Source organism: Massilia sp., assembly GCF_031995545.1.
GTDB lineage: Bacteria > Pseudomonadota > Gammaproteobacteria > Burkholderiales > Burkholderiaceae_D > Telluria.
The window spans coordinates 12,890-39,781 of sequence record NZ_DAMAGA010000008.1; the positions used below are offsets into that span (position 1 = coordinate 12,890).

A 26,892-nucleotide genomic window follows, 5' to 3' on the forward strand; every position below is an offset into this window, starting at 1 on the left:
CTTGGCGAAATGGCTAGACAGTTGGCGGAAAGGTTACGTATATCCTGGCGCCACCGTCGTCGGCGTCGCCCACCACTACTTTTGCGCCGTGTGCTGATGCGATATCCCTGACGATCGCCAGCCCGAGGCCGCTGCCGTCCGTCTTGTCGTTCAGCCTTACGAAGCGCTCGAACACGGCGGCGCGGCGCGCGGCCGGAATGCCGGGGCCGGAATCCTCGACCGTGAACCGGGTCTGCTGCCCTTCCCGCCCACAGCCGACGGTGACCCGGCCGCCCGTCGGTGTGTAGCGGATCGCGTTGTCGACCAGGTTGTCGATCAGGTCGCGCAGCCCGAAGGCGTCGCCGGACACTGGCGCCGGGTCCAGCTCGAAGCCGATGTCGATGTCCTTGCGCGCCGCCTTCTCGACGAAGAACTGCACCGATTCGCCCACCAGCACCGCCAGGTCGAGGGGTGCCGGGGCGGCGGTCGGCTGCCCTTCCCGTGCGCGCGCCAGCGCCAGCAGCTGGTTGACCTGGCGGATCATGCGCTCGTTGGACAGGCCCATCATCTCCAGCGCGCGCCGGGTGTCGGGGTCGGCGGCGTGGCGCTGGCCCAGCCATTCGAGCTGCAGCTGCATCCCGGCCAATGGGGTACGGAGCTGATGCGCCATATCAGCCAGGAAATCGCGCTGGGCGCGGCTGCCGGCCTCGACTTTGTCGAGCAGCTCGTTGAAGCCGGTGACCACCGGCGCGATCTCGTACGGCACCTGCTCGGCCGGCAGCGGCGCCAGGTCGTTCGGGCCGCGCGCGGCCAGCTCGGCGCGGATGCGGGCCAGCGGTCTCAGGCCGTTACTGACCGACAGCCAGACCACGCCGACCAGCGTGATCGTGACCAGTGCAACCAGCACGGTAAGCGAACGCACGATGGCGGCACGCACTTCGAGCCGCTGGCGCAGCGGGCGCGCCACGCCCAACCGGCGCGGGCCGTCGGGTGTCGCTATCTCGCGTGCGACGACCCGCACCGGTTCGCCATCGATCTCGGCGTCATACGCGGCACGTCCCGGATGCAGCGGTGGGAAACCGGCGGCGCCGGCCAGATGGGCACCTTGCGCATCGCGCAGCGCGAACCAGATGGGGTCCCTGGCGCCAGTGTCGGCGGCGGGTATGGGCAGTTGCGGCGCGGCACCGCCGGCCAGCCGTGCGGCCAATGTGTCAGCGCTGTCGAACAGCCCCTGGTCGAATGCGACCTGGGCCGGCGTCCAGGCCAGCCCGACCACCAGCGCGGCCAGCACCAGGTTGACCAGCAGGATCGGCCCCAGCAGCCACTTGAGCAGTTGCAGCCTGATGCTGCTCATTCGCTGCTCATCCGCCGGCGGGACCCGCTTCGGCTTCCAGCAGGTAGCCAAAGCCGCGGATGGTGCGGATTGCCACCCCGGCGCCGTCGATCTTGAGGCGCAGGCGCGACACGTAGACTTCCACCGCGTTTGGCGTGACGTCGTCGCCCCAGGGCAGGATGGCGTCGATGATCTGCTGTTTGGACACCACCCGGCCAGCGTGCTGCAGCAAGTATTCGAGCACGCCCCACTCGCGCACCGACAGCTCCAGCGGGCGTTCTCCGACACGGGCACGGCGGGTAGCGCTATCCAGACTGACGCCGCCGAGTGCAAGGACGGTCGAAGGCGGCGCATGACGGCGCGCGAGGGCGCGGATGCGCGCCACCAGTTCGGCGGTGGCGAAGGGCTTGACCAGGTAATCGTCGGCACCGGTTTCCAGGCCGCGCACCCGGTCTTCGACGGCGTCGCGCGCGGTCAACAGCAGCACCGGGGTGGCGCTGCCACGGGCGCGCAGGCGGCGCACCACCTCGAAGCCGTCGATGCCGGGCAGCCCGATGTCGAGCACGGCGACCTCGGGGCCACTTCCCTGCAGGGCGCTGTCCGCGGTCAGGCCGTCGCGTACCAGGATGACGTGCATGCCCTGCGCCTGCAACGCGCGCGACAGGCCATCGGCCAGTACCGGATCGTCTTCAACCAAGAGGAGTTGCAAGGCCATGTTGTAGTTCGCCCTTCGTTTCATTCCTACACGACGGCGAATTATGGGGCATTTTTGTTGTCAAACCTAACAAATACGATGCCTGACAGGGCCAAAAACGGAGTTTTGTCCAGTAGGACTGGACTGACAAAACATCATGCAACGAGCCTACACGGGTGCAACCGCTAATCTTATGTGCGCCAACAGACGGTAGCTTTAAAGTACACACATCGCGATGAGGCAACAAAAGACCTCACAGATCGCCCCGCAATATATCGAACGACAGACATAAGAGGACATAAGATGAACAACACTCAATTTGGCGGCATGACCCAAAAAGCAAAAAACCAGATCCCTGCCACGAGTGAGGCAATGAAGTCCACGTCGCGTCCGGTTGTCAGCTACAGTGGTACCCAGCAGAACGAACTGCTGGCCGCGCTTCCCCGTCTGGACCTGGAAGACATGTTCGACCACCTGGAACTGGTCCCGATGCCGTTCGGTAAAGAGTTGTTCGAGTATGGCAGCAAATTGGAATACGTGTATTTTCCAACCACCGCAATCGTGTCGCTGCTGTATGTGATGGAAGATGGCGCCACCACCGAGATCGCCGTGGTCGGCCACGAAGGCGCAGTCGGCGTGTCGCTGTTCATGGGCGAACGCGCCACCTGCAGCGCCGTCGTGCAGAGCGCCGGTTACGGCTACCGCCTGAAAACCCAATACCTGCGTGACGCCTTCAACCGCGGCGGCGCCCTGCCGCAACTGCTGATGCGTTACACCAACGCCCTGTTCGCCCAGATGGCCCAGAACGCCGTCGGCGGCCGCCACAGTTCGATCGAACAGAAACTGTGCCGCTGGCTGCTGGACCGCCTGGACCGCTCGGCAAGCAACGAGCTGAAAGTGACCCAGGAACTGATCTCGATCATGCTGGGTGTGCGCCGCGAAAGCATCACCGCCGCCGCCGGCAAGCTGCAAGACGAAGGCCTGATCCAGTACCGCCGCGGCAACATCACCGTGCTGGACCGTGCTGGTTTGGAAGAGTACGCAGGCGAATGCTACAAGGTCGCCAAGTCGGAATACGACCGCCTGCTCATGGATGTGGCGCGTTGATCGCTGACTGAGTGTCCGACCGAGTTTCCTGAAAAGCCGATTCACCTGAATCGGCTTTTTCATTCAGGGACAGTGCCGGCGCGGATGGGGACGCAATGACGGGCGAATCCCTCAGCAAAGCGGCAGGCACGGCGGGGTTGAGCCCCGCCTCTTCATTTCCACCAGGCGCTGTCAACGGCAACGTGGCGCGCACGCAAGTTCCCACTCCATTCACGCCCGGCTCGACTACCAGAGTGCCACCAAGCAGCAAGGCGCGTTCGCGCATGCCCAATAAACCGTGCGATTTGGATGTCTTCATCGCGTCCGGCGCGATGCCGATGCCGTCGTCGGTGATTTCCAGGCCCCAGCCCTCCGGCTCGCGCGTCAGATTGACGATCACGGTGCGCGCCTTGGCATACTTGGCGATATTGTTCAGCGCTTCCTGTGTGATGCGGAACAGTGCGATCGCCTGCATCGGGCCGGCGTCGTCGGCTCCAGCCGCGATCAGCGGGTCGACATCGAGCGCGGTCACGCGCGCGTAATCCGCGCAATAGCTTTGCAGCGCAGCCGACAGGCCCATATTATCGAGCAGGCTCGGACGCAGGTTCTCGATGATGCGGCGTTTCAGCTGCACCGTATCGACCAGGGTGCGACGGGCGCGGCCCAGCACCGCGGCCAGTTCGGGATGGGTTGCGCGCAATTGTTCGCTCACCGTGGTCATGTCCATGCCGATCGCGGTCAGGTTGGCGCCCATCTCGTCGTGCAGCTCGCGTGCCAAGCGCGATTTTTCGTCTTCCTGCACCCGGATCAGATGGCGCGACAGCACCGACAGCTGCGCGGTGCGCTCGGCAACGATGCATTCCAGGTCGTCATTGCTCTGCTGCAGAGCGCGCTGGGCCTGCAGGCGCGCGCCGAAGGCACGCTTGACCAGGTTATAGAACAGCAGCAGTACGGCAATGGCAGCAGCATTGATGCTCAGGCCGAACAGCACCGCATGGCGGTATTGCTGGTAAAACGCGGCAGTGCGGGCAGCCAGCAGTTCGTTCTGTTCGCGCGTCATGATCACCACCTGCAGACGGATCTCGTCCATCTGAGCGCGGTCGTCCGGCGAGGCAGCAATCGCCACGATGTCCGACAGGCCGCCCTCACGGAACACCTCGAGCTGCTGGTGCATCAGGCTCAGCTTCTTCTCGATCAGGGCACGCAATTGCGTCAGGTTTTTGGTCTGCGAGGGATTATCGGCCAGCAGCACGCCAAGCTGGCGCAGCTGGTTGTCGAACTGCTGCGGCGCTTCGCGCAGGGGCCCCAGATAAACTTCGGAATTCGACAAGAAATAGCCGCGCAGGCTGCTCTCGGCATCGGTGACCAGCAGGTTCAGGTATTGCAGCTCATCCGACACCTGGGCGGTACGGGTCTGCAGCGCATTGGCCGAGCGCAGGTCGTCGAGGTTACGCAGCAGGAATACGCCATTCACGACCAGCAGGATCGCACAGGCCAGGCACAACAGGGACTTATGGAGGGGGAGATTGCGGACCGGCTTGTCGGCCGGGGCGGTTGAAAAGTACATCCGAACTTCCTTTCGCGCAACGTACGCCGTCCTTCATTATAGATGTATGGACGAATTGTTGCACCGCGAAATTCCCTCATGTAACTAACTGTTGCAATTGGGCTGCAAGTCGGATGGGAAAGCTGTTGATGTCGTGTGGAAGCGGCATGCACAAAAGAAAACGCGCGCCGGAGCGCGCGTTGCATGCAGCGAATCGCCGGATCAATCCAGCAGATTGTTCTTCATCGCGTAATAGGTCAGATCGGAGTTCGACTGCAGACCCATTTTTTCCATGATGCGGGTGCGGTAGGTCGAAACGGTCTTGATCGACAGCGACAAGGCGTTGCCGATATCGGACACGGTGGCGCCCTTGGCCAGGCGCAGGAACACCTGGAACTCGCGGTCGGACAGCTCGGTGTGCAGCGCCGTGTTCGGATCGCGGTCGAAGCTTTGCGCCAGCAGTTCGCCGACGGTCGACGAGACATAGCGGCGGCCCTGGAACACAGTGCGCACGGCGGTCTTGAGCTCGTCCGCTTCGCATTCCTTGTTCAGGTAGCCGTTGGCGCCCATCTTGAACAGGTTGAGCGCATACTGCTGCGCCGGGTAGCCCGACAGGATCAGCACCGGCAGATTCGGCTGGCCCTGGCGGATGGTGCGCAGGATGTCGATGCCGCTCTGGTCGGGCATCGCAATGTCGAGCAGCAGCACGTCGCAGATTTCGCGGCGCGCGATGTCGAGGGCCTCGCGGCCGGTGGCGCCTTCGGCCACGACTTCAAAGTCGCCCGACGACGAGAAAATCTGCTTGAATCCTGCTCGAACTATCTGGTGATCGTCACAAATGGCAACGCGTATCATTGTCTTCCCTTAAATTTTCCTTGCGCAGGAAAGTGCCGGGTCCGATCTGCCCGGCTTGGCGTTGATTTCAGCACAAGCGCGGGTGACATTCTAACATTACCGGGCCAGCCTTCAACAGCAGCACGAATGCTTGAGCAGAACCACGGGTCAAAAGCGTTCACTTCTCTGGCCGCGCCCATGGCGGCGCTGCCTGCAAGACCATCCGGCGCCGATGCCTACCGGCGCCGACGCCGAGTATCTCAGCCTGGCCGCGGACCGTTCTTGAGCAGGTCGAGGATGTCGAGCAGTTCGGCGCGCAGCTTGTCGCTGTCAATTGCCGGGGCCGGTTCGGGCAGCTCGGGCGCCTCGGCATCGACCGCATTGGCGCGGCCGTCGAGGCGGTTGCGGGCGCCGCTGATGGTGAAGCCCTGCTCGTACAACAGCTCGCGGATGCGCCGGATCAGCAATACTTCGTGGTGCTGGTAATAGCGGCGGTTACCACGACGTTTGACCGGCTTAAGCTGGGTAAATTCCTGCTCCCAATAGCGCAGCACATGAGGCTTGACGCCGCACAATTCACTCACTTCCCCGATGGTGAAATAACGCTTGGCCGGAATCGGCGGCAGCGTGGTCAGTTCGTTCTTGTTTGGTCGGTCATTCATCGCTTAGTCAGGCTGCGTGCGCCAGCGGGTCCGGCGTCGACGCTGCCGGATTGGCCTCCTCCACCATGCCCTTGAGCTTCTGGCTGGCGTGGAAGGTCACGACGCGGCGCGCCGTGATGGGAATCTCTTCCCCGGTTTTTGGATTGCGACCCGGCCGCTGCGGCTTGTCGCGCAACTGGAAGTTGCCGAAACCGGACAGCTTGACCGCTTCGCCCCGTTCGAGCGCATTGCGGATCTCGTCGAAAAAGGTTTCGACCATGTCCTTGGCTTCGCGCTTGTTCAGGCCGACCTGCTCGAACAGCAGCTCGGCCAGCTCGGCTTTGGTCAAGGTCGGCAATGCCTGTTCCGCTTCTTTCCGCACCCGCGCCACCTGCATCGCGCGGTCCAGGTCGGCGACCAGCGCCTCCTGGAAAACGGCCGAATCGACGTCGTTGTTGTTAATTTTGAAGCCCTGCCTTCAAGTCAAACGAGGTTTTGGATGAATTGGCGAACAAGCATGGTGCTCCCTCGCCCTTCTTTCTTATGCGCGCAGCTTTGCGTTCAGCTTCGTCTGTGCAGCACCGGCGAGCGCTGCCATGATGGCATCGACCGCATCGTCCTGCAGCGTCGATTGAGTATCTTGCAAGCTAAAGCGGAAAGCAAGGCTTTTTTCATCCGTCTCCAGGCCCTTGCCGCGATATTCATCAAACAAAACAACGGCTTGCACGATCTTTCCTTGCGGATTGTTCGCGAGTTCAGCCTGGAATGCATCGATCACGGACTGGGCCGGCACGTCCTGCTTGACCACCAGCGCCAGGTCGCGCGTAGCGCCCGGGAACTTGGAAATCTCGGTGTACGCTGGCACGCCGCGCTGGCGCAGCGCTTCGGCATCGACCTCGAACAGCACCGGCGCCTGCGGCAGGTCGTACTTCTGCAGCCAGCGCGGATGCAGTTCGCCGACCACGCCGATCTGGACGCCGTCCAGCTCGACGGTGGCGCAGCGGCCCGGATGCAGCGCCGGGTGCTCGGCCTTGGCAAAGCGCAGCTGGCGCGGTGCGAACAGTGCTTCCAGGTCGGCCTTGACGTCGAAGAAGTCGACCGCGCGGGTCGGCAGGTCCCACTGCTCGTCGAACGCCGGGCCGTAGGCGATCGCGGCCACGCGCTTCGGCTGCTCGTAGCCGGCCACGCTCAGCGCGCCGTCCTGGACCTCGGCATTGCGCTTGAACACGGCGCCGATCTCGAAGGCGCGCACGCGGCCCGCCTTGCGGTTGAGGTTGTAGCGCACGTTGGCGACCAGGCTGCCGATCAGCGACGAGCGCATCACGCTCAGCTGGCTGGCGATCGGGTTCTGCAGGCGGATCGGTTCGGCATTCGCCGCGAAGTCCTGCTCCCAGACGCTTTCCACGAAGCTCATGTTGACCACTTCCTGGTAACCCAGGTCGGCCAGCTGATGGCGGATCGCGAACAGCGAGCGGGTGTTTTCCGGCTCGATCAGCATCGCGCTCGGCGCGACCGGCGGGTTGGCTGGAATGTTCTCGAAGCCATACACGCGTGCCACTTCTTCGATCAGGTCTTCCTCGATCTCGATATCGAAGCGGTACGACGGCGCCGTCACCAGGAACCTGCCCTCTTCCTGGGTGAATTCCAGGCCCAGGCGGGTGAAGATGTCGGCCACCACGGCGTCGTCGATCGGCACACCGATCACTTTTGCGGCGCGCGCGGTGCGCAGCGCCACCGGAGCGCGCTGCGGCAGATTGACGATCTGGTCGTCGACCGGACCGACTTTGGTATCGACAGTGCCGCAGATCTCGACGATCAGCGCGGTGATGCGCTCGATATGGTCGGGAATGGTCGCGTAGTCGACGCCACGCTCGAAGCGGTGCGCCGCATCGGTCGAGAAGTTGTAGCGGCGGGCACGGCCCTGGATCGCGTTCGGCCACCAGAACGCCGCTTCCAGGTAGATGTCGGTGGTATCCAGCGTCACCGCGGTCGAGTCGCCACCCATGATGCCGGCCAGCGATTCGATTTGTGCTTCGTCGGCGATCACGCCAACCCACTCGTCGACGTCGACGGTATTGCCGTTGAGGAGCTTGAGCGATTCGCCCTTCTTGCCCCAGCGCACATCCAGGCTGCCGTGGATCTTGCTGAGATCGAACACGTGCGACGGACGGCCAACCTCCAGCATCACATAGTTCGAGATGTCGACCAGGGCCGACACCGAGCGCTGGCCGCTGCGCTCCAGGCGGCGCTTCATCCACTCAGGCGTCGCGGCGCGCGCGTTCAGGCCGCGGATCACGCGGCCGGCGAAACGGCCGCACAGGTCCGGTGCCGACACCTTGGCCGGCAGGATTTCGTCGCTGGTCACCGGAACCACGCGCGACGGCGCCAGATTCAGGGGCGAGCCGGTCAGGGCCGACACTTCGCGCGCCACGCCCAGCACCGACAGGCAGTCCGCCTTGTTCGGGGTCAGCTTGATGGTGAACTTCAGGTCGTTCAGGGCCAGGTAGTCGCGGATGTTCTGACCGACCGGCGCGTCTTCCGGCAGTTCCATCAGGCCGTTGCTCTCTTCCGAGATCTTCAGCTCCTTGGCGGAGCACATCATGCCCTGCGACTCGACGCCGCGCAGCTTGCCGACCTTGATTTCGAAGGGTTTGCCGTCCGCGCCCGGCGGCAGCACCGCGCCGGCCTTGGCGCAGATCGCCTTCATGCCGGCGCGCACGTTCGGCGCGCCGCACACGATGTTCAATAAAGTGCCGGTGCCGACGTCGACCTGGCACACGTTCAGGCGGTCGGCGTTCGGGTGTTTCGCCACTTCCTTGACTTCGGCCACCACCACGTTCGAGAACGGCGGAGCGACCGCTTCCACTTCTTCCACTTCCAGGCCCGACATCGTCAGGAGGTGCGACAGCTCGTCCGAATTCATCTTCGGATCGACCATGGAACGGAGCCAGTTTTCGGAGAATTGCATATTCGTTTGCCTCAGCTTCGGGTATTTAGTTGAACTGCTTCAGGAAGCGCAGATCGCCTTCGTAGAACAGGCGCAGGTCGTTGATTCCATAACGCAGCATCGTCAGGCGCTCGAGGCCGGAGCCAAACGCGAAGCCGATGAACTTTTCCGGGTCCAGCCCGAAGTTACGTACGACCGTCGGGTGCACCTGGCCGGCGCCCGACACTTCCAGCCAGCGGCCTTTCAGAGGGCCGCTGCCGAAGGCGATGTCGATCTCGGCCGACGGTTCGGTGAACGGGAAGTACGAGGGACGGAAGCGTACCTGCAGGTCGTCGGTCTCGAAGAAGGCCTTGACGAAGTTCAGGTACACGCCCTTGAGGTCGGCGAAGCTGATGTTTTCGCCGATCCACAGGCCTTCGACCTGGTGGAACATCGGCGAGTGGGTGGCGTCGCTGTCGACGCGGTAGGTGCGGCCCGGCGCGATCACCTTGATCGGCGGCGTGTGGGTGCGCGCGTAGCGCACCTGCATCGGGCTGGTGTGGGTACGCAGCAGCAAGGGCTTGCCCTGGCTGTCGTTGCCCTCGATATAGAAGGTGTCCTGCATCGAACGCGCCGGGTGGTTCTCGGGGCTGTTCAGTGCAGTGAAGTTGGTCCAGTCGGTTTCGATCTCGGGGCCGTCGGCCACGTCGAAGCCGATCGAACGGAAGATCTGCTCGACGCGTTCCCAGGTGCGCATCACCGGGTGGATGCCGCCCTTCGAGCGGCCACGGCCCGGGAGGGTGACGTCGATCGCTTCGCTGTTCAGGCGTGCCTGCAGCTGGGCGTCGGCCAGCGCATCGCGGCGCGCGGTCAAGGCCTGTTCGATTTTTTCTTTGGCGGCATTGATCAGGGCGCCCTGCGCCTTGCGCGCATCCGGGTCGAGCTTGCCCAGGCCCTTCATCAGGTCGGTCACCTGGCCGGTCTTGCCCAGGTATTTGGCTTTCGCATTTTCGAGCGCGGCGGCATCCACGGCGGCGACGAAGTCAGCCTGGGCCGCGACGACGAGTTCTTCCAGCGAGTTCATGCTTGTTGTTTTCCTGTTTTTCGTTGGCGGGAGCGCCAGAATCAAAAACGGGGCACAGGTATGACCCTTGCCCCGTTTCTTTTGCGCCGCATTGCTGCGGCACTATCTTGCCAGCAAACTGCTAGTAATTAAGCAGCCAGCTTTGCCTTGACGGCGCTGACGATAGCGGCGAATGCCGGCTTGTCATGCACAGCCATGTCGGCCAGGACTTTACGGTCCAGTTCAATCGCGGACTTCTTCAGGCCGTTCATGAAGGCGCTGTAGGTCATGCCGTGCGAACGCGAAGCCGCGTTGATACGGGTGATCCACAGTGCGCGGAAGACGCGCTTCTTGTTGCGGCGATCGCGGTAGGCGTACTGGCCAGCGCGCATGACTGCTTGCTTGGCAATACGGTATACCTTGCTGCGGCGACCACGGTAACCTTTTGCAAGGTCAAGGACTTTCTTGTGACGGGCACGTGCAGTAACCCCACGTTTTACTCGAGGCATATTCGCTCCTTAGTGTGAGATTAAGCAGATGGCATCATACGCAGGACGCTGGTCACGTCCGACGCATTGATGTTACGGGTGCCGCGCAGCTGGCGCTTGTTCTTGGTGGTCTTCTTGGTCAGGATGTGACGCTTGAACGCCATACCCGATTTGACGGTACCGCCCGGACGCACGCGAAAACGTTTCTTCGCGCTGCTTTTGGTTTTCATTTTTGGCATAGTCATCTGTCCTCGCGGACAGCCTCTATGGGACAGGATTGCAGGTGGCAGCGACGCTGCTCTTAAATGCCTACTTTCACTTGTCTTGCAGCAGAAGCTAGTCTGCTACAACCTGTTCATGCAAACAGGAATCGCGGATTGTAGCACAGGTTTGGAGGAAATGGATGTCGCAGGCACCGCGCCGCAACAGCCACCCACAGGCGCCGCACAGACGAGCGAAGGCCGGGCCGCCGCGCACGCTTTCGCATGCGCAACGGACCCGGCCTCTGCAATCTGACGACGCGAAGAATTACTTCTTCTTCTTCGGCGCGACCACCATGATCATCTGGCGACCTTCGAGTTTCGGGAATTGCTCGATCTGGCCATATGGCTCCAGATCGCCGCGCAGCCGCTCGAGCATGCGCATGCCGATGTCCTGGTGCGCCATTTCGCGGCCGCGGAAGCGCAGCGTGATCTTGGTCTTGTCGCCCTCTTCCAGGAACTTGATGAGGTTGCGCAGCTTGATGCTGTAGTCGCCTTCATCGGTACCCGGACGGAACTTGATCTCCTTGACCTGGATGATCTTCTGCTTGAGCTTGGCTTCGTGCGCCTTCTTCTGCTCCGAATACTTGAACTTGCCGTAGTCCATCAGGCGGCAGACCGGCGGGACCGCGTTGGGCGCGATCTCGACCAGGTCGACGTTCTTTTCTTCAGCCAGACGAAACGCTTCGGCCAGGGTCACAATGCCCAGCGGCTCGTTGTCCACACCGTTCAAACGCATTTCCGGGTGGGTGATTTCGCCATTGATGCGGTTCTGCTTGTCAGTAGCTATGTCTATTCCTTTGAGAGTATTGAGTTCGGCCGGGATTATTTCGTCTTGGCGGCAACTTCACCCACCAGACGCTCCACGAGCTCGTCGACTGGCATCACGCCCAGGTCGACATTGCCGCGGGCACGCACGGCCACAGTATTGGCATCCCGTTCTTTATCCCCAACAACGAGGATGTACGGCAGTTTTTGGACGGAATGTTCACGTATTTTATAGGTGATCTTCTCGTTCCGCAAATCAGCGTGAACGCGCAGGCCTGCCGCGCGCAGCTTGGCTTCGACCTGCTTCACATAATCTGCTTGCGCATCCGAAATATTCAAGACCGCGACCTGCACCGGAGCCAGCCACAGCGGCAGCGCGCCGGCGTAGTTCTCGATCAGGATACCGATGAAGCGCTCCATCGAACCGACGATCGCGCGGTGCAGCATCACCGGCACTTTGCGGGTATTGTCTTCTGCGACATATTCGGCGCCGAGGCGGCCCGGCATCGAGAAGTCGACCTGCATGGTGCCGACCTGCCATGGACGGCCCAGGCTGTCCTTCAGGTGGTACTCGATCTTCGGACCATAGAAGGCGCCCTCGCCCGGCAGCTCGGTCCATTCCACGCCGCAGCCGCGCAGCGCCGAACGCAGCGCGTCTTCGGCCTGGTCCCAGACTTCGTCGGAACCGATGCGGTTGTCCGGACGCAGCGCGATCTTGACGTCGATGTTGCCAAAGCCGAAATCGTCGTACACCTTCATCGCCTGGGCGTGGAAGGCCACCACTTCCGGCGCAATCTGCTCTTCGGTGCAGAACACGTGACCATCGTCCTGGGTGAAGCCGCGCACGCGCATCAGGCCGTGCAGCGCGCCCGACGATTCGTTGCGGTGGCACTGGCCGAATTCGCCGTAGCGCAGCGGCAGGTCGCGGTACGACTTCATGCCGGCGTTATAGATCTGCACGTGGCCCGGGCAGTTCATCGGCTTCAGTGCGTACGAACGATTCTCGGAATCGGTCGTGAACATATTGTCGCGATAATTATCCCAGTGACCGGTCTTCTGCCACAGGGTGACGTCCAGGATCTGCGGCGCCTTGACTTCGTTGTAGCCGGTGTCCTGGTAGGTCTTGCGCATGTACTGCTCGACCTGTTGCCAGACAGTCCAGCCCTTCGGATGCCAGAAGATCAGGCCCGGCGCTTCTTCCTGGAAGTGGAACAGGTCGAGTGCCTTGCCCAATTTGCGGTGGTCGCGCTTCTCGGCTTCTTCCAGCATGTGCAGGTACTGTTCCTGGTCTTCCTTCCTGGTCCAGGCGGTGCCATACACACGCTGCAGCATTTCGTTCTTGCTGTCGCCGCGCCAGTAGGCGCCGGCCAGCTTCATCAGCTTGAAGACCTTGATCTTGCCGGTCGACGGCACGTGCGGGCCGCGGCACAGGTCGGTGAAGCCGCCTTCGCTGTACAGCGACACGTCTTCATTGGCGGGAATCGAGGCGATGATCTCGGCCTTGTAGTCTTCGCCGATCGACTTGAAATAGGCCACGGCTTCGTCGCGCGGCAGCACCTTGCGGGTGACCGGCTCGTCCTTCTTGGCCAGCTCGACCATTTTCTTTTCGATCGCCTTCAGGTCGTCCGGGGTGAACGGACGCTTGTACGAGAAGTCGTAGTAGAAACCGTTTTCGATCACCGGGCCGATGGTGACCTGGGCTTCCGGGAACAGTTCCTTGACCGCGTACGCCAGCAGGTGGGCAGTCGAATGGCGGATCACGTCCAGGCCTTCGGGATCCTTGTCGGTGACGATTGCCAGGTCGGCATCGCTGTCGATCAGGAACGAGGTGTCGACCACCTTGCCATTGACCTTGCCGGCCAGGGCGGCTTTCGCCAGGCTCGGGGCGATGCTCTGAGCCACCTGAGCCACCGTCACGGGGCCGTCAAACTGGCGGCTGGAACCATCTGGAAGTCGGACGTTCAACATACTGCTCTCCAATCGTGGCGCATCGCGCACTGAATAAAATGATAATGAAAAAACAAAGGACGAAAAAAAACGCGGCACTAGCCGCGTTTTCAGTTGTGTCGAGCAAAAGCACACCCCATCGCGTCTAGCGATTCCCCCACAACCAGGTTGTAGTTCGCGGTGTCATAACCGTAGATGCCTTTCTCGCTCTTGCTTGTAAAACTAAATTCTGGTGGGCGGTGCAGAATTCGAATCTGCGACCCCTTGGATGTCGACCAAGTATTCTAACCAGCTGAACTAACCGCCCGATGCCGCCATTATAAGGAGCGCATGACGATACCGCAACCCTCGCACGAAAATAGTTGCCGGCAGGCGCTACCGGACACCCGGATGCCCGTCGCAGCCGGATGCTTTACACTTCGATCTTCACATAGTTACTAGCGCGACAGTAATGACTTCACAGCCGATCGACCCCTCCCACCTGCACGCCCACCTGGACGGCGACGCCAGTCACGCGCACTCGATCGAGGCGCGCAGCCAGTCGGCGCTGGCCACGGCGCTGGTGCTGACGCTGCTGTTCGCGGTGGTCGAAGTGGTCACCGGTTTCATCTCGAATTCGCTGGCCCTGATCTCGGACGCCGGCCACATGGTCACCGACGCCGCAGCCCTCGGCCTGGCGCTGCTGGCGCAACTCATCGCCAAGCGCCCGCCGTCGGCACGTCACTCGTTCGGCTTTGTCCGCGCCGAGGCGCTGGCGGCGTTCGTCAACAGCCTGGCGATGCTGGGCCTGGTCGGCTGGATCGCTTACGAGGCGGTGCAGCGCCTGCTGCATCCGGAACCGGTGCAAGGCGGCATCGTGCTGGTGGTGGCGGCGCTGGGCGCGAGCATCAACCTGCTGGTGGCCTGGATCCTGTCGCGCAACAATGACAGCATCAATACCCGCGCCGCCCTGGTCAACGTCATGGGCGATTTGCTGGGATCGGTCGCCGCGATCGCCGCCGGCGCCATCATCTATTTCACCGGCTGGCTGCGCGCCGATCCGATCCTGTCCATCTTCGTCTCGCTGCTGATCCTGCGCGCCACGATCGGCATCCTGCGCGAGTCGTACCACTTCCTGATGGAAGGCGTGCCGCACGCCATCGACTACGTGCAGGTGGGCGCCGACATGGCCGCGGTCGATAATGTACTGGCGGTGCACGACCTGCACGTGTGGGACATGTCGCCCGGTCACCCGGCACTGATCGGCCACGTCGAGATCCGCAGCCTGGAGCAGTGGCCGGCGGTGCTGGACGACCTGCGCGCCATGCTGCGCGCGCGCCACGGCATCGACCACGTCACCCTGCAGCCGGAAGCTGCCGGCGGCAAGTCGCTGTAAGTTGCTTTGTAAGTTCGCTCTTACCCGGCGCCTGCGCGCACGCCGATAGGCTGCTCGTCCGCGGCTCGCGATAATCGGGCCATGGACACCCACCACACTGTATTCGATACCCTGATCGTCGGCGGCGGCCCCGGCGGCCTGAGCGCGGCGATCTACCTACGCCGCTTCACCCGCAACGTGGCCCTGGTCGACAAAGGCAACAGCCGCCTGGGCTGGATCCCGGTCTCGCACAACTACCCCGGCTTCCCGGACGGGATCAACGGCAAGCTGCTGCTCGACCAGCTACGCTGCCAGCTGGGGCGCTATGGCGGGCACGTGATCCCGGGCGAAATCACCAACCTCCGCATCGAGGACGGCCTGTTCGTGGGCGACTGCGTCAGCCCCGAGGGCGACCTGACCACGATGCGCGCCCACACCGTGCTGCTGGCCACCGGCGTGGCCGACGCCGGCATGCCGGTCGAGCGCTGGGACGAAGCGGTGGCCAGCGGCGCGGTGCGCCTGTGCCCGGTATGCGACGGCTTCGACGTGATCGACAAGCGCATCGCGGTGGCCACCTCCGAAGTCAATCCGGTCGGGCATGCCCTGTTCATGCGCACCTTCAGCACCGACGTGCTGCTGTTCGAGCGCGCCGACGAATCGGCGGTCAACGAGGATGAAGCGCGCCAGCTGGCCGCTGCCAACGTGCGTCATATTTCCTCGCCGCTGGCCGGGGTCACGCTCACCGACGACCTGAAACCGGTGCTGCACACGCGCGACGGCGAAGACTACCAGTGCGACGTGTTCTATCCGATGCTGGGCCAGACGGCGCGCTCGAACCTGGCGGCGCTGCTGGGCGCCGAGACCGCCGAATGCGACACCCTGGTGGTGGACGACCATTGCCGCACCTCGGTGCCGGGCCTGTATGCGATCGGCGACGTCACGCGCGGGCTGAACCAGATCGCGGTGGCCACCGGCCAGGCGGCGATCGCGGCCACCACCATCCACAACACCCTGCCGTGGGCGTTGCGGACCGGCGCGACGGCACCAGCCTGATACCGTTGGTATTGCTTAGACGCGTATTGCTTAAACACAAAGGAACTTCAGCAAGCCAGTGCTACGGTGACGGATGCGCCTGACCCGCTTCCCGCCACCGTGCCCATGCTGAAGATCCTGACGTTTTCGACTCTGTACCCCAACGCTGTCGCGCCGCATCACGGCATCTTCACCGAGACCGGCCTGCTGCAGCAGTTGCGCTCGTTTCCGGTGCAGGCGCGGGTGGTGGCGCCGGTGCCCTGGTTTCCGTCGCGCGCCGCCGTGTTCGGACGCTATGCGCACTACGCCGCGGTGCCGCGCGCGGAACTGCGCGCGGGCGTCGAGGTGCTGCATCCGCGCTACGTGAACCTGCCGCAGGTCGGCATGCACCTGGCGCCCCTGGCGCTGGCACGCGCCGCGCGGCCTGCCATCGCGCGCCTGCGCGCAGGCGGCTTCGATTTCGACCTGATCGACGCCCATTACTTCTATCCCGACGGCGTGGCCGCCGCCCTGCTCGGCCGCGCGCTCGGCAAGCCGGTGGTGATCACCGCCCTGGGCAGCGACATCAACCTCCTGCCGCGCTACCGCTGGCCGCGCCGGCAGATCCGCTGGGCCGCGAGCCGCAGCCCGGCCATGATCAGCGTGTGCCAGGCGCTGCGCGCCGAGATGGTGCGGCTCGGCCTGCCGGGCGAACGCATCCATGCGCTGCGCAACGGCGTCGACCTCGCGCTGTTCTATCCCGAGCCGCGCGCGCCAGCCCGCGCCGCGCTGGGCCTGGACGGCTACACCCTGATCTCGGTCGGCCACCTGGTCGAGAACAAGGGCCACGACAAGGCGATCCGCGCACTGGCGGCGCTGCCCGATGCGCGCCTGCTGGTCGTCGGGGGCGGACCGGAACGGGGGCGGCTGGAAGCACTGGCGCGCACCTTGGGAGTGGCACAGCGGGTACGCTTCGCCGGCGTGCTGCGCCAGGATCAGCTGCGTAGCTGGTATTCGGCGGCGGACGCGCTGGTGCTGGCGTCGAGCCGCGAAGGCTGGGCCAACGTGCTGCTCGAAGCCATGGCCTGCGGCACGCCGGCGCTGGCCAGCGACGTCGGCGGCACGGCCGAAGTGCTCACCTGCCGCGCCGCCGGCCTGCTGCTGCCCGAAAATTCGGCCTCCGGCATCGTGCGCGCGGTGGCGGCATTGCGCGCCGATCCGCCGCCACGCGGCGCCACCCGCGCCCACGCCGAACGCCACGCCTGGCTCGACACCGTGCGTGCCAGATTCGACCTGTTCGCCCGCATCGCCGGGCTCCCTTCTTCCTGCGCCGCGCCATGTACTCTCAAGACCAACTGCTCGACCTGACCCTGCGCTACAACACGCAAGGCTTCGTGCATCTGCACGGCCTGCTGTCCGCTCCGGTGCTGGAGCGGGCGCGCCAGGCGTTCGACGCCAAGGCCGGGCGCCACGATGCGGCGCTGCGCGCGGCCCGGGCCAAGGGCGCGCGCTTCCACGACCTGCCGGCGATCCTCGACGCCGATCCGGTATTCGTCGACCTGGTCGACCAGCCGCCGCTGCTGGCGCTGCTGCGCGCCACGGTCGGCGAAGACCTGGCGCTGAACGACACCAATGCGCGGCTGTTCTTTCCCGGGCCGACCTTCACCAGTCCCTATCACTCGGACATCGCGCCCCTGGCCGGGATCGATCCGGCGCACTGCCCGGGTTTCCTGGCCAAGGTCCACTTCTACCTGGAAGACCTGGCGCCGGACCAGGGCTGCCTGTCGTTCATCCCGGGCAGCCAGCACCTGCCGGCGCTGCATGTCGACGCGCACCGGCCGACGCTGGCCGCATCCAGCGCGGTGACGCGGGTGGTGCCGCGCGCGGGCGACGCGATCCTGTTCAACACCCACGTGCTGCACATGGCCGAAGCGAACCTGACGCAACGGGTGCGCAAATCGCTGATCTATACCTACGGGCACTTCTGGATGAAAGCCTACCCGAGCGCGATGCCGGCGAATGCGGCCTGCTACCGGGGCAATGCGCAGCGCGAGCAGCTGTTCAACGTGGCGCAGCCGGGGGTCGGCCACTTCAACCGGCGGCTCGACCGGCTGGCGCCGGAGACGCGCGGCACACGCCTGCGGCAACTGTGCGAGCGCTTCGTGCACCGCGTGCTGCCGGTGGACAGCCTGCCGCCGCGTGCCTGACGTCAGCGCTGGCCCGACGCCAGCGCGATACGCCGCCGCACCTGTTCCAGCGCGGCCGTATCGCCGCTCGCTTCCAGGCGCTGCGCCTGCACCCCGAGCCAGGCCAGCAAGGGCCGGCGCCAGCCCTGATCGGACGCCGTATCCGACGCCACCACGATGCCCTCGGGCGTCATGCGCCCGGCCTTGAACAGCGCCCCCGCCGCGACCAGGCGCGAGAGCGGATCGGCAATCTCCCTGAACGCGCCGCTGCCGACCACCGCGCGGTGCTGCTCGGGCAGCAGCGTCGCATCCAGCCCTTCCCAGCGTCCGGCCAGGTAGGCGGCATAGGCGCGCTGCGCCGGCGTCGCATCCGGCGCCAGCGCCGCATACGCTGGGCAATCCTCGAACACCAGGCTGGCCGCCTGCGCCGCGCAGCGCACCAGCTCGATCTGGATCACCCGGTCGGCGCGCCCCGTCGCCGAGGTTTCGCTACGCGCTTCGCGAAACTCCGCTTCGGCGGCCGCCGAATGGCCCTTCAGATAATCGTCGGTGGCAGCATCGAGCGCGCCCTTGGCATTGGCCTGCCAGTCGGGCGGCAATGGCTTCGAAGCGCAGGCGGCGAGCAGCGCCACGCCGAGGAAAGGAAGCATTCTCATGGCAGCTTGATCTCCTGCGGCGTGCGTGCAAACGGCCACTTGCGGTTGATTTCCTCGACCAGCCGGTTCACCTTGCGCAGGCTGGCGTCGACTTCGCCGCGCAGCGCGCTCAGGTCTTCGGTGGCTTCGCGCGTGTTGGCACCGACCGCCTGGGCCTCGACCAGCACCGCATCGACCTTTTTCAGCGTGTTGCTGGCGTCCTTCAGCACCACGTCCAGCTGGCGGATCGCGGCTTGCGTGTCGTCCATCACGCCGGCCTTGCCGAACACGCGCTGGTCGGCCTTGCCCAGCAGGGCATTGACCCGGTCCAGCGCCTCCATCAGCTTCTGCGCCTCGGCGTCGCCGCCCAGTGCCCCGCCCAGCACCCCATAGCGGCCCGACATGCGGCCAGTGACCGCCGACAGGTTGGCCAGGCTGGCGTTGATGTCGGATTCGGACGCAGTCATGGTCTCCAGGTTCTCCAGCAGTGCGCGCGCGGTGGCGACGATGCGCGGAATCTCGGCGGTGGCGTCGCCGCGCAGCACGGTGCGGGTGGAGTTCGGCGGCAGCGGCGGATCGGTCAGCACGCCGGTATAGGCGCGCAGCCGGGTCTCGCCGACGATGCTCGACTCCAGCGTGAACACGCTCGAGGTGCGCAGCCACTTGGCATCCTTGCTCTGGACGTCGACCGCGATGTTCACCTTGGCGTCGTCGCCCAGCTCGACCTGGGCCACGCGCCCGATCGGAAAGCCGGCGAAGGTCATGTCCATGCCCGGGATCACCCCCGAGGAATCGTCGGCCACCAAGGTCAGGCGCTGGGTCGGCTCGAACACGCCGCGCGCGTACATCACGTACAGCACGAAGGCAGCCACCAGCACGCCGATCAGCACCAGCAGGATCGCGGCTTTTACTTCCACGTGCTTCGGTTCTTCAGGCAGCGGTTCGGTCATGGGGTTGTTGATTTTGTCGTCCATGCGGTCAGATGTATTTCAGGGTCAGCGAAGCGGCTTCGATCACGATCAGCACGAACAGCAGGCGCAGCGCGCCGGGCTGCACGGTCGACGCGAGGCGGCGCGGGTAGCGCTGCAATTCGAGGATGGCGGCGGTCGGGATCAGGGCCACGGCCAGGCCGAACAACACGGTCTTGATCACGAAGCCGGCCGTCACGGTGGGCGCGAACACGCGGCCGACGGTGCGGGTATAGTCTTGCAGGCCCCAGATCGACAGCCCGTACACGTTCACGTAGGCCAACACCAGCACCACGATCGAGGTCACCATCGCCAGGCTCAGGACCGCGATGGCGTTGGCGATCAGCTGCGGCACCAGGTCGCGCCGCAGCCGGCGCAGTGCTTCATTGCTCGCCGCGATAGGGGACAACCCGGCGCGTGCCAGGCCCAGCGCCGAAGCATCGAAGGCCATGCCGGCGCGCAGCGCCACGAACAGCGCCGCCGACAGGGGAATCAGTTCCAGCACCAGCACCCGCACCACCATCTCCAGCGCGAACTGCGACAGGCCATAGCTCTTGGCCGTCACCAGCACGATGCGGATGATCACCAGGCTGACCAGGCTCGAAGCCAGTGCGAACCAGGGCAGCACCTGCCAGGTGCTGGTGTGGATGTGATGCGCCGTGGCGCGGAAGCTGTCGCGGCGCCAGGTGGAGGGCGACAGCGCGGTCACTACCGCGATCGCCCCAAGATGGATCATGTACCACCAGCTGCGCACGTAACGCGTCAGGGTGGCGAGCCACAGGTCGGGATCGGCGATGGGGGTGGTCGTGCGGGGCATGGGGTGAATGATACTTTGTCGACGGATGAGTTGGCGCGTTCGTGACAAATGATTACGTTCTGGGGGTTTAGTTGCGGGTGAGAGCAGGCGTTGTTGGCGGCGGTGCGAACTTCGGTCCCCGCCTTCGCGGGGATGACGGTCTTTAGGGAGATGGTCGAAGTTGACGAAGCTGGCAGTTCCACCACTACAGACCAACGTCATCCCCGGGCTAGGCGCCCCCCTTGGCGGGGACCCAAGTCCGTCGCGGACCACTACCGTCACCGTGCACCAATAACGCATCCGCCCACCTACTGCCTTCGCGCCTCCATCACCCCGGACACCTCCATGATCCCCGCCAGCGCCTTCTGTACCTGCGCAGTGGCCCCGATCTCCGCCGTGAACACCATTTTCGCCTGTCCTTTCGCGCTCTGGGTATTCACCCCGATCACATTGATCTTCTCGCGCATGAACACGTCGGAGATATCGCGCAGCAGCCCTTGCCGGTCCTGCGACAGGATGAACAGGTCGACCGGATACACGGTCTCGGAGCCGGCCGTGCCCCATTCGGTCTGGATCACGCGCTCGGGCGACTTGGTCTGCATCTCGGCGAAGTTCTTGCAGCTGAGGCGGTGGATCGATACCCCCTTGCCGCGCGTGACGAAACCGATGATCGGGTCCGGCGGCGCCGGCTTGCAGCACTTGGCCAGCACCGTCATCAGGCCTTCGGTACCGAGCACCAGCACGCCCGACTTGGCGCCCTGCTCCACGCTCGACGCGCGGCTCTTGTTGACCACCGCCGTGTCTTCGATCGGCGGTGCTTCGCCCGGCTCGTGCAGCGCCGCTTCCACGTGGCGCAGGCTGAACTTGTCCTTGCCGACTTCGATGAACAGCTCGTCGACCTTGGCGAAGCCCAGCTTGTGCGCCAGCGCTTCCAGGTTGACCGAGGTCTTGCCTTCGCGCTGGAGCGACTTTTCGACCAGCGCCCGGCCCTGGGCCAGGGTCTCGGCCGTCTCCAGCGCATGGAACCACGCGCGGATCTTGGAGCGCGTGCGGCTCGACACCGTATAACCGGGACTGAGCCAGTCGCGCGACGGTCCCTGGCTGCCAGCGCCGCCCTTGGCGGTGATGATCTCGCAGGTCTGGCCATTTTTGAGCTGGGTGTTCAGCGGCACCATGGTGCCGTCGATCTTGGCGCCGCGGCAGCGGTGTCCCACTTCGCTATGCAGGTGGTAGGCGAAGTCGATCGGCGTCGCGCCCACCGGCAGCTCCAGCACCCGCGCCTGCGGCGTCAGCACGAAGATGCGGTCGTCCAGCGTCGCTGCCTTGAGCTTCTCGACCCATTCGCGCTGCAGGTCCTCCTGGCCCGCCACCACGTCGGCCACGTCGCTCTTCCACGCCAGCAGCTGGCGCAGCCAGGCGATGCGCTCGTCGTACTTCTGGCTCTTGAAGTTGGACCCGCCCTCTTCCTTGTAGCGCCAGTGCGCCGCAATGCCGTACTCGGCGAAGTTGTGCATCTCCTGGGTGCGGATCTGCACTTCCAGCGGCCGCCCGTCCTCGGCCGTCACCACCGTGTGCAGCGACTGGTAGCCGTTCGGCTTGGGACGCGAGATGTAGTCGTCGAACTCCTTTGGAATCGGGGTCCAGATGTTGTGCACCACACCCAGCACCGTGTAGCAGGTCTTCACGTCCGCCACGATCACGCGGAAGGCGCGCACGTCGTACAGCGAACTGAAATCGAGCTCCTTGCCGCGCATCTTGTTCCAGATGCTGTAGATGTGCTTCGGCCGCCCCGACACCTCGGCGCGGATGCCGGCCGCCGACAGTTCGCTTTGCAGGCGCTCGATCGACGAAGCCACGAAGCTTTCGCGCAGCATGCGCTTTTCTTCCAGCATCTTGGCGATGCGCTTGTAGGTGTCCGGCTCGATGAAGCGGAACGCCAGGTCTTCCAGCTCCCACTTCAATTGCCAGATCCCGAGCCGGTTCGCCAGCGGCGCATAGAAGTCGAGCACCTCGCGTCCATAGGCGCGCGTGACGTCGTCGAAGCGCTTCTGCTCGGCGAAGTAGCGCAGGCCGGCCGCGCACGAGGCCAGACGCATCAGCACCACGCGCATGTCGGACGCCATCGCCAGCAGCATCTTGCGCAGCGTTTCGTTCTGGGCCGCGGCCTGCTGGGCGGCGTTTTTACCGCTGCCCACCGGGGCCTGGGCCGCGGTCAGGTCACGCAGCCGGATCAGCTGCAGCACGCCCTGCACCAGTGTCGCCACTTCCGGCCCGAAGCGCTCCTCGACGCGCGCCAGCGCGCCCGGCTCCATGATCGCCAGCTCGAACAGCAGGCCCGCGATGCGGGTCTCGGCATCGGTGTTCAGGTACGACAGGGTGCCGGCCACGCCGAGCGAGAACTCGAACGCGCTCTGGCCCGAGCCGGCGATGCGCTCGCCATACGCCTCACCGGCGTAGTCGAGCGCCTCGTGGATGCGGGCGCAATCCTCCGGGCTGAGGCCCTGCACCAGCTGTGTCTTGGCGTCGCCCAGCAGCGCGGTCGATACCATCGCTTAACGCAGCGCCGCGGTGACGCACACTTCCACCAGCCAGTCGGGATTGGCCAGTCTGGCTTCGACGGTGGCGCGCGGCGGGGTGTGGCCCTGGGCGACCCACTCGTCCCATACCGCATTCATGCCGGCGAAGTTGGACAGGTCGGAAAGGAAGATCTGGCACATCAGGATGCAGGTCTTGTCGCTGCCGGCCTCGGTCAGCAGGCGGTCGACGTGGCCCAGCACTTCGCGCATCTGGCCTTCGATGTCCTGGCTCGCGTCTTCGGCGATCTGGCCGGCCAGGTAGATGGTGCCGTTGTGGATGGCGACTTCGGACATGCGCTTGCCGACGTGCAGACGTTTGATTTCCATGTTCTCTTCTTCTTTCTTGTCAGTTCAGTTCAATTCAATAAGAATTCGCGCGCGACGGCGATCTGCCGTTCGTGCACGAAGGTCGGCGCGTGACCGACGCCCGCGATCTCGACCAGATGCGGATGCGGCCCGCGCGCCGCCATTTGCTGGGCGGTCTCGCGCGACAGCAGGTCGGAGAATTCTCCGCGCACCAGCAGCGTCGGGCAGCGGATCGCATCGTAGGCCGCCCACAGCGCGCTTTCGTCCTGGTCGGCGCGCTCGGGCGTGGTGGCCTGGAACGGCTGCGCCAGGCCGAGGTCGTAGTGGCGTACCCACTGGCCATCGTCGCCTTTGCGCAGCACGTCGCCGGCCAGCTTGGTCCATTCGTCGTCGCTGTGCGGCCCGAACGAGGCCGACACCGCCTTCACGTAGGCGGCCCCGGCCTCGAAGCTGGGAAAGCGCACGTCCTGGCCGATGTATTCGCCGATGCGCGCCATCGCCGCGCGATCCAGCACCGGACCGATATCGTTGAGCACCAGCTTGCTGATCGGGCTGTCGTCCAGAGATGCCAGCACCATGCCGATCAGGCCGCCCATCGAGGTGCCGAACCAGTGCACGGTCTCGGTCTCGCCCGGCGCCGTGACGCGCGCGACCAGGGTCACCATGTCGTTCACGTATTGCGGCACCGTGTAATAGGCCGGGTCGCGCAGCCGGCCCGAGCGGCCGCGCCCGACCACGTCCGGGCATACCACGCGATAGTCCTGGCACAAAGCGCGCGCCAGATGGTCGAAATCATCACCGACGCGGGTCACGCCATGCACGCACACCAGCACCTTCGGATTGCCCGGATCGCCCCATTCCTTGTAGGCGACGCGGTGCAGGCCGGCAGGCGAGCTGCACTGGACGCTGTGGTATCTGGGTTCAACCATCATGGCTCCGTCATGCGAATCATGTCAACCCGAGGCCAGGATGACCTCGGGCTGCCCGTCCATATGCACCACGGCGCGGGCGTGTCGATTAGAATTCTACCAAGACTGAGGCAGTTCCCCGACCACCAACACACTAGAGGACACCATGCAATCGAGCAACGCACGACTTCTTAGCGGTAAAACGGCACTCGTCACCGGTTCCACCTCGGGCATCGGCCTTGGCATGGCGCGCGCGCTGGCCGGGCAAGGCGCCAACATCGTGTTCAACGGCTTCGGCGACGCCCAGCAGATCGAAAAGCTGTACACCGACACCGGCAGCGAGTTCGGCGTACAGACCGCCTACCACAACGCCGACATGTCCAAGCCGGACGAGATCGCCGCCATGATGGCGTACGCGGCCGAGAAGTTCGGCGGCGTCGACATCCTGGTCAACAACGCCGGCATCCAGCACGTAGCGGCGGTCGAGGACTTCCCGCCCGAGCGCTGGGACGCGATCATCGCCATCAACCTCAGCTCGGCCTTCCACACCACGCGCCTGGCGCTGCCGGGCATGAAGCAGAAGGGTTGGGGCCGCATCATCAACCTGGCCTCGGTGCATGGGCTGGTCGGGTCGGCGCAGAAGTCGGCCTACGTCGCGGCCAAGCACGGGCTGGTCGGCTTCACCAAGGTCACGGCGCTGGAAACGGCCCAGACCGGGATCACCTGCAACGCGATCTGCCCGGGCTGGGTGCTCACGCCACTGGTGCAGAAGCAGGTCGACGACCGCGCGGCGCGTGAAGGGCTGGATAATGACGCGGCGCGCAAGGCGCTGCTGATGGAAAAGCAGCCGTCGGGCGAGTTCGTCACGCCCGATGAACTGGGGGCGCTGGCGGTGTTCTTCTGCAGCCCGGCGGCGGACCAGGTGCGCGGTGTGGCGTGGAATATGGATGGAGGCTGGGCCGCACAATAAGCATGCTTGTACCCGGTCCCGCCGCGCCCGGCACGGCTGCGGGACCGCGTGCGCACTGGTGGTTTTCCACAATCCCATACTGCACTGCAGCATGCGGAAATCCACAATAGCCCGCTTGCAGCGATTGGGCCACCATGACACTACCACCAACCTCGTTGAAGAGTTGTCATGAAAAAGCCTTTCTATAAAATCCTGTATGTCCAGGTGCTGTTCGCCATCGTTCTCGGCGTACTGCTCGGGGTGTTCTACCCCGAACTGGGCACCGCGATGAAGCCATTGGGAGACGGCTTCATCAAACTGATCAAGATGATCATCGCCCCCGTGATCTTCTGTACCGTCGTCGCCGGCATCGCCGGGATGCAGGACATGAAGAAGATCGGCCGCGTCGGCGGCAAGGCGCTGCTGTATTTCGAAGTCGTCTCGACCTTCGCCCTGGCCATCGGCCTGGTCGTGGCCAACCTGGCCAAGCCGGGCGCCGGCTTCAACGTCGATCCGGCCCACCTCGACACCAGCGCGATCGCCCAGTACACCAAGCAGGCGCACGGCCAGAGCACGGTCGACTTCCTGATGCACATCATCCCGAACACCTTCGTGGATGCCTTCGCCACCGGTAACATCCTGCAGGTGCTGCTGGTCGCCATCCTGTTCGGCTTCGCGCTGTCGATGATGGGCGAACGCGGCCGTCCGGTGACCAAGTTCATCGACGACATCTCGCACGTGATCTTCGGCATCGTCAACATCATCATGAAGGTCGCTCCGCTGGGCGCGTTCGGCGCCATGGCCTTCACCATCGGCAAATACGGCATCGCTTCGCTGCTGCCGCTGGCCAAGCTGATGGGTTCGTTCTACCTGACCTGCGCGCTGTTCGTGTTCGTCGTGCTGGGCCTGATCGCCAAGTTCACCGGCTTCTCGATCTTCAAGTTCATCAAGTACATCAAGGAAGAACTGCTGATCGTGCTGGGCACCTCGTCGTCGGAAAGCGCCCTGCCGAACCTGATGCGCAAGCTGGAACGCCTGGGCTGCTCCAAGCCAGTCGTCGGCCTGGTGGTCCCGACCGGCTACTCGTTCAACCTGGACGGCACCAACATCTACATGACGATGGCGGCGCTGTTCGTTGCGCAGGCAACCAACACCGACCTGACCCTGACCCAGGAACTGACCATCCTGCTGGTGGCGATGCTGACCTCGAAGGGCGCATCGGGCATCACCGGCGCCGGCTTCATCACCCTGGCCGCGACCCTGGCCGTGGTGCCGACGATTCCGGTGGCCGGCATGGCGCTGATCCTGGGCATCGACCGCTTCATGAGCGAAGCGCGCGCCCTGACCAACTTCGTCGGCAACGGTGTCGCCACCGTGGTCGTGTCGAAGTGGGAAAAGGAACTCGACAGCCAGCGCATGGACGACGTCCTGAATGGCCGCATCGAAGTGACCGATGACAAAGGCCTGGTGCCGGTGAAAGAAGCGGCTTGATCGCTTCCAGCACTTTCCTCAAAAAACCGTGCCCGCGTGGCACGGTTTTTTTTCGCCCTGACGCGGCTTATGCGCAGCGCATGAAGTGCAGGACTTTTGTAGACAAGTTGATCTAGACAAGATACTCTAGGTCTATCCAGACTATAC

Annotated in this window: 25 protein-coding genes and 1 tRNA gene; 7 read left to right on the top strand and 19 right to left on the bottom strand. The window is 64.4% G+C overall.

Annotation, left to right across the window (positions count from 1 at the left end; translation table 11 throughout):
* Positions 1-13: 13 nt before the first annotated feature.
* On the bottom strand, positions 14-1,333 hold the full coding sequence (locus RTQ83_RS08175; protein ID WP_312513098.1) for an ATP-binding protein: 1,320 nt from the start codon (positions 1,331-1,333) through the stop codon (positions 14-16).
* A gap of 7 nt (positions 1,334-1,340) precedes the next feature.
* Positions 1,341-2,027, bottom strand: a complete 687-nt coding sequence (locus tag RTQ83_RS08180) for a response regulator transcription factor (protein WP_312513100.1) — start codon at positions 2,025-2,027, stop codon at positions 1,341-1,343.
* 351 nt (positions 2,028-2,378) lie between these two features.
* On the opposite strand from RTQ83_RS08180, the gene RTQ83_RS08185 reads away from it, so the two are divergent.
* Positions 2,379-3,113 carry a Crp/Fnr family transcriptional regulator gene (locus RTQ83_RS08185; protein ID WP_290419816.1) on the top strand — a complete coding sequence of 245 codons (735 nt, stop codon included), beginning with the start codon at positions 2,379-2,381 and terminating at the stop codon, positions 3,111-3,113.
* Here the strand turns inward: RTQ83_RS08185 and RTQ83_RS08190 are convergent.
* The 11 genes from RTQ83_RS08190 to RTQ83_RS08240 all read right to left on the bottom strand — a co-directional run bounded on the left by RTQ83_RS08190 (position 3,094) and on the right by RTQ83_RS08240 (position 13,872).
* A complete protein-coding gene (locus RTQ83_RS08190) occupies positions 3,094-4,659 on the bottom strand; it encodes a CHASE3 domain-containing protein (RefSeq protein WP_312513104.1) in 1,566 nt (521 codons plus the stop codon). The two genes, RTQ83_RS08185 and RTQ83_RS08190, sit on opposite strands and share 20 nt — an antisense overlap.
* Positions 4,660-4,860: 201 nt before the next feature.
* Complete coding sequence (locus RTQ83_RS08195) at positions 4,861-5,493, bottom strand: response regulator transcription factor (RefSeq protein ID WP_091873377.1); 633 nt, start codon at positions 5,491-5,493, stop codon at positions 4,861-4,863.
* Positions 5,494-5,732: 239 nt separating this feature from the next.
* Positions 5,733-6,134: a MerR family transcriptional regulator gene (locus RTQ83_RS08200; protein WP_312513129.1), complete on the bottom strand. Its 402-nt coding sequence runs from the start codon at positions 6,132-6,134 to the stop codon at positions 5,733-5,735.
* A 7-nt stretch (positions 6,135-6,141) separates the two neighbouring features.
* Positions 6,142-6,510 (bottom strand): integration host factor subunit alpha, encoded by a 369-nt coding sequence (locus tag RTQ83_RS08205; RefSeq protein WP_290419819.1) that lies wholly within the window; start codon positions 6,508-6,510, stop codon positions 6,142-6,144.
* Between the two features lie 144 nt (positions 6,511-6,654).
* On the bottom strand, positions 6,655-9,081 hold the full coding sequence (pheT, locus tag RTQ83_RS08210; protein WP_312513131.1) for a phenylalanine--tRNA ligase subunit beta: 2,427 nt from the start codon (positions 9,079-9,081) through the stop codon (positions 6,655-6,657).
* A gap of 25 nt (positions 9,082-9,106) precedes the next feature.
* Positions 9,107-10,123, bottom strand: coding sequence for a phenylalanine--tRNA ligase subunit alpha (pheS, locus tag RTQ83_RS08215; RefSeq protein ID WP_312513134.1), 1,017 nt, complete (start codon positions 10,121-10,123; stop codon positions 9,107-9,109).
* Positions 10,124-10,251: 128 nt separating this feature from the next.
* A complete protein-coding gene (gene rplT / locus RTQ83_RS08220) occupies positions 10,252-10,611 on the bottom strand; it encodes a 50S ribosomal protein L20 (RefSeq protein WP_123070124.1) in 360 nt (119 codons plus the stop codon).
* Positions 10,612-10,631: 20 nt separating this feature from the next.
* Entirely contained in the window at positions 10,632-10,829 is a 198-nt protein-coding gene (gene rpmI / locus RTQ83_RS08225) for a 50S ribosomal protein L35 (RefSeq protein ID WP_057262756.1), read from the bottom strand.
* A 289-nt stretch (positions 10,830-11,118) separates the two neighbouring features.
* On the bottom strand, positions 11,119-11,646 hold the full coding sequence (gene infC / locus RTQ83_RS08230; RefSeq protein ID WP_409456094.1) for a translation initiation factor IF-3: 528 nt from the start codon (positions 11,644-11,646) through the stop codon (positions 11,119-11,121).
* A 29-nt stretch (positions 11,647-11,675) separates the two neighbouring features.
* On the bottom strand, positions 11,676-13,586 hold the full coding sequence (gene thrS, locus RTQ83_RS08235; RefSeq protein WP_312513163.1) for a threonine--tRNA ligase: 1,911 nt from the start codon (positions 13,584-13,586) through the stop codon (positions 11,676-11,678).
* Positions 13,587-13,795: 209 nt separating this feature from the next.
* Positions 13,796-13,872 (bottom strand) — tRNA-Val (locus RTQ83_RS08240).
* Positions 13,873-14,016: 144 nt separating this feature from the next.
* Here RTQ83_RS08240 and RTQ83_RS08245 point away from each other — a divergent pair.
* The 4 genes from RTQ83_RS08245 to RTQ83_RS08260 all read left to right on the top strand — a co-directional run bounded on the left by RTQ83_RS08245 (position 14,017) and on the right by RTQ83_RS08260 (position 18,137).
* On the top strand, positions 14,017-14,940 hold the full coding sequence (locus RTQ83_RS08245; RefSeq protein WP_312513165.1) for a cation diffusion facilitator family transporter: 924 nt from the start codon (positions 14,017-14,019) through the stop codon (positions 14,938-14,940).
* Positions 14,941-15,021: 81 nt separating this feature from the next.
* Positions 15,022-15,972 (top strand): NAD(P)/FAD-dependent oxidoreductase, encoded by a 951-nt coding sequence (locus RTQ83_RS08250; protein ID WP_312513168.1) that lies wholly within the window; start codon positions 15,022-15,024, stop codon positions 15,970-15,972.
* A gap of 105 nt (positions 15,973-16,077) precedes the next feature.
* The gene (locus tag RTQ83_RS08255; protein ID WP_312513171.1) at positions 16,078-17,298 is read left to right on the top strand and encodes a glycosyltransferase family 4 protein; all 1,221 of its coding nucleotides are present in this window, start codon (positions 16,078-16,080) and stop codon (positions 17,296-17,298) included.
* Positions 17,268-18,137, top strand: coding sequence for a phytanoyl-CoA dioxygenase family protein (locus RTQ83_RS08260; RefSeq protein ID WP_312513173.1), 870 nt, complete (start codon positions 17,268-17,270; stop codon positions 18,135-18,137). The genes RTQ83_RS08255 and RTQ83_RS08260 overlap by 31 nt, the downstream gene beginning before the upstream one ends.
* 2 nt (positions 18,138-18,139) lie before the next feature.
* On the opposite strand, the gene RTQ83_RS08265 is transcribed toward RTQ83_RS08260, so the two are convergent.
* From RTQ83_RS08265 to RTQ83_RS08290, 6 genes are all read right to left on the bottom strand, one after another.
* Positions 18,140-18,772 (bottom strand): hypothetical protein, encoded by a 633-nt coding sequence (locus RTQ83_RS08265; RefSeq protein WP_312513175.1) that lies wholly within the window; start codon positions 18,770-18,772, stop codon positions 18,140-18,142.
* A complete protein-coding gene (locus RTQ83_RS08270; RefSeq protein WP_312513177.1) occupies positions 18,769-19,701 on the bottom strand; it encodes an MlaD family protein in 933 nt (310 codons plus the stop codon). The genes RTQ83_RS08265 and RTQ83_RS08270 overlap by 4 nt, the downstream gene beginning before the upstream one ends.
* A gap of 28 nt (positions 19,702-19,729) precedes the next feature.
* A complete protein-coding gene (locus RTQ83_RS08275) occupies positions 19,730-20,536 on the bottom strand; it encodes an ABC transporter permease (RefSeq protein WP_312513179.1) in 807 nt (268 codons plus the stop codon).
* A 287-nt stretch (positions 20,537-20,823) separates the two neighbouring features.
* The gene (locus RTQ83_RS08280; protein ID WP_312513181.1) at positions 20,824-23,064 is read right to left on the bottom strand and encodes a bifunctional (p)ppGpp synthetase/guanosine-3',5'-bis(diphosphate) 3'-pyrophosphohydrolase; all 2,241 of its coding nucleotides are present in this window, start codon (positions 23,062-23,064) and stop codon (positions 20,824-20,826) included.
* Positions 23,065-23,067: 3 nt separating this feature from the next.
* A complete protein-coding gene (locus RTQ83_RS08285; RefSeq protein WP_312513183.1) occupies positions 23,068-23,418 on the bottom strand; it encodes a RidA family protein in 351 nt (116 codons plus the stop codon).
* Between the two features lie 29 nt (positions 23,419-23,447).
* A complete protein-coding gene (locus RTQ83_RS08290) occupies positions 23,448-24,326 on the bottom strand; it encodes an alpha/beta hydrolase (protein ID WP_312513412.1) in 879 nt (292 codons plus the stop codon).
* Positions 24,327-24,471: 145 nt separating this feature from the next.
* Between RTQ83_RS08290 and RTQ83_RS08295 the strand changes: the two genes are divergently transcribed.
* On the top strand, positions 24,472-25,275 hold the full coding sequence (locus tag RTQ83_RS08295) for a 3-hydroxybutyrate dehydrogenase (RefSeq protein WP_312513186.1): 804 nt from the start codon (positions 24,472-24,474) through the stop codon (positions 25,273-25,275).
* Positions 25,276-25,443: 168 nt separating this feature from the next.
* Positions 25,444-26,745 carry a dicarboxylate/amino acid:cation symporter gene (locus tag RTQ83_RS08300; protein ID WP_312513188.1) on the top strand — a complete coding sequence of 434 codons (1,302 nt, stop codon included), beginning with the start codon at positions 25,444-25,446 and terminating at the stop codon, positions 26,743-26,745.
* The last annotated feature ends 147 nt before the right edge of the window (positions 26,746-26,892 follow it).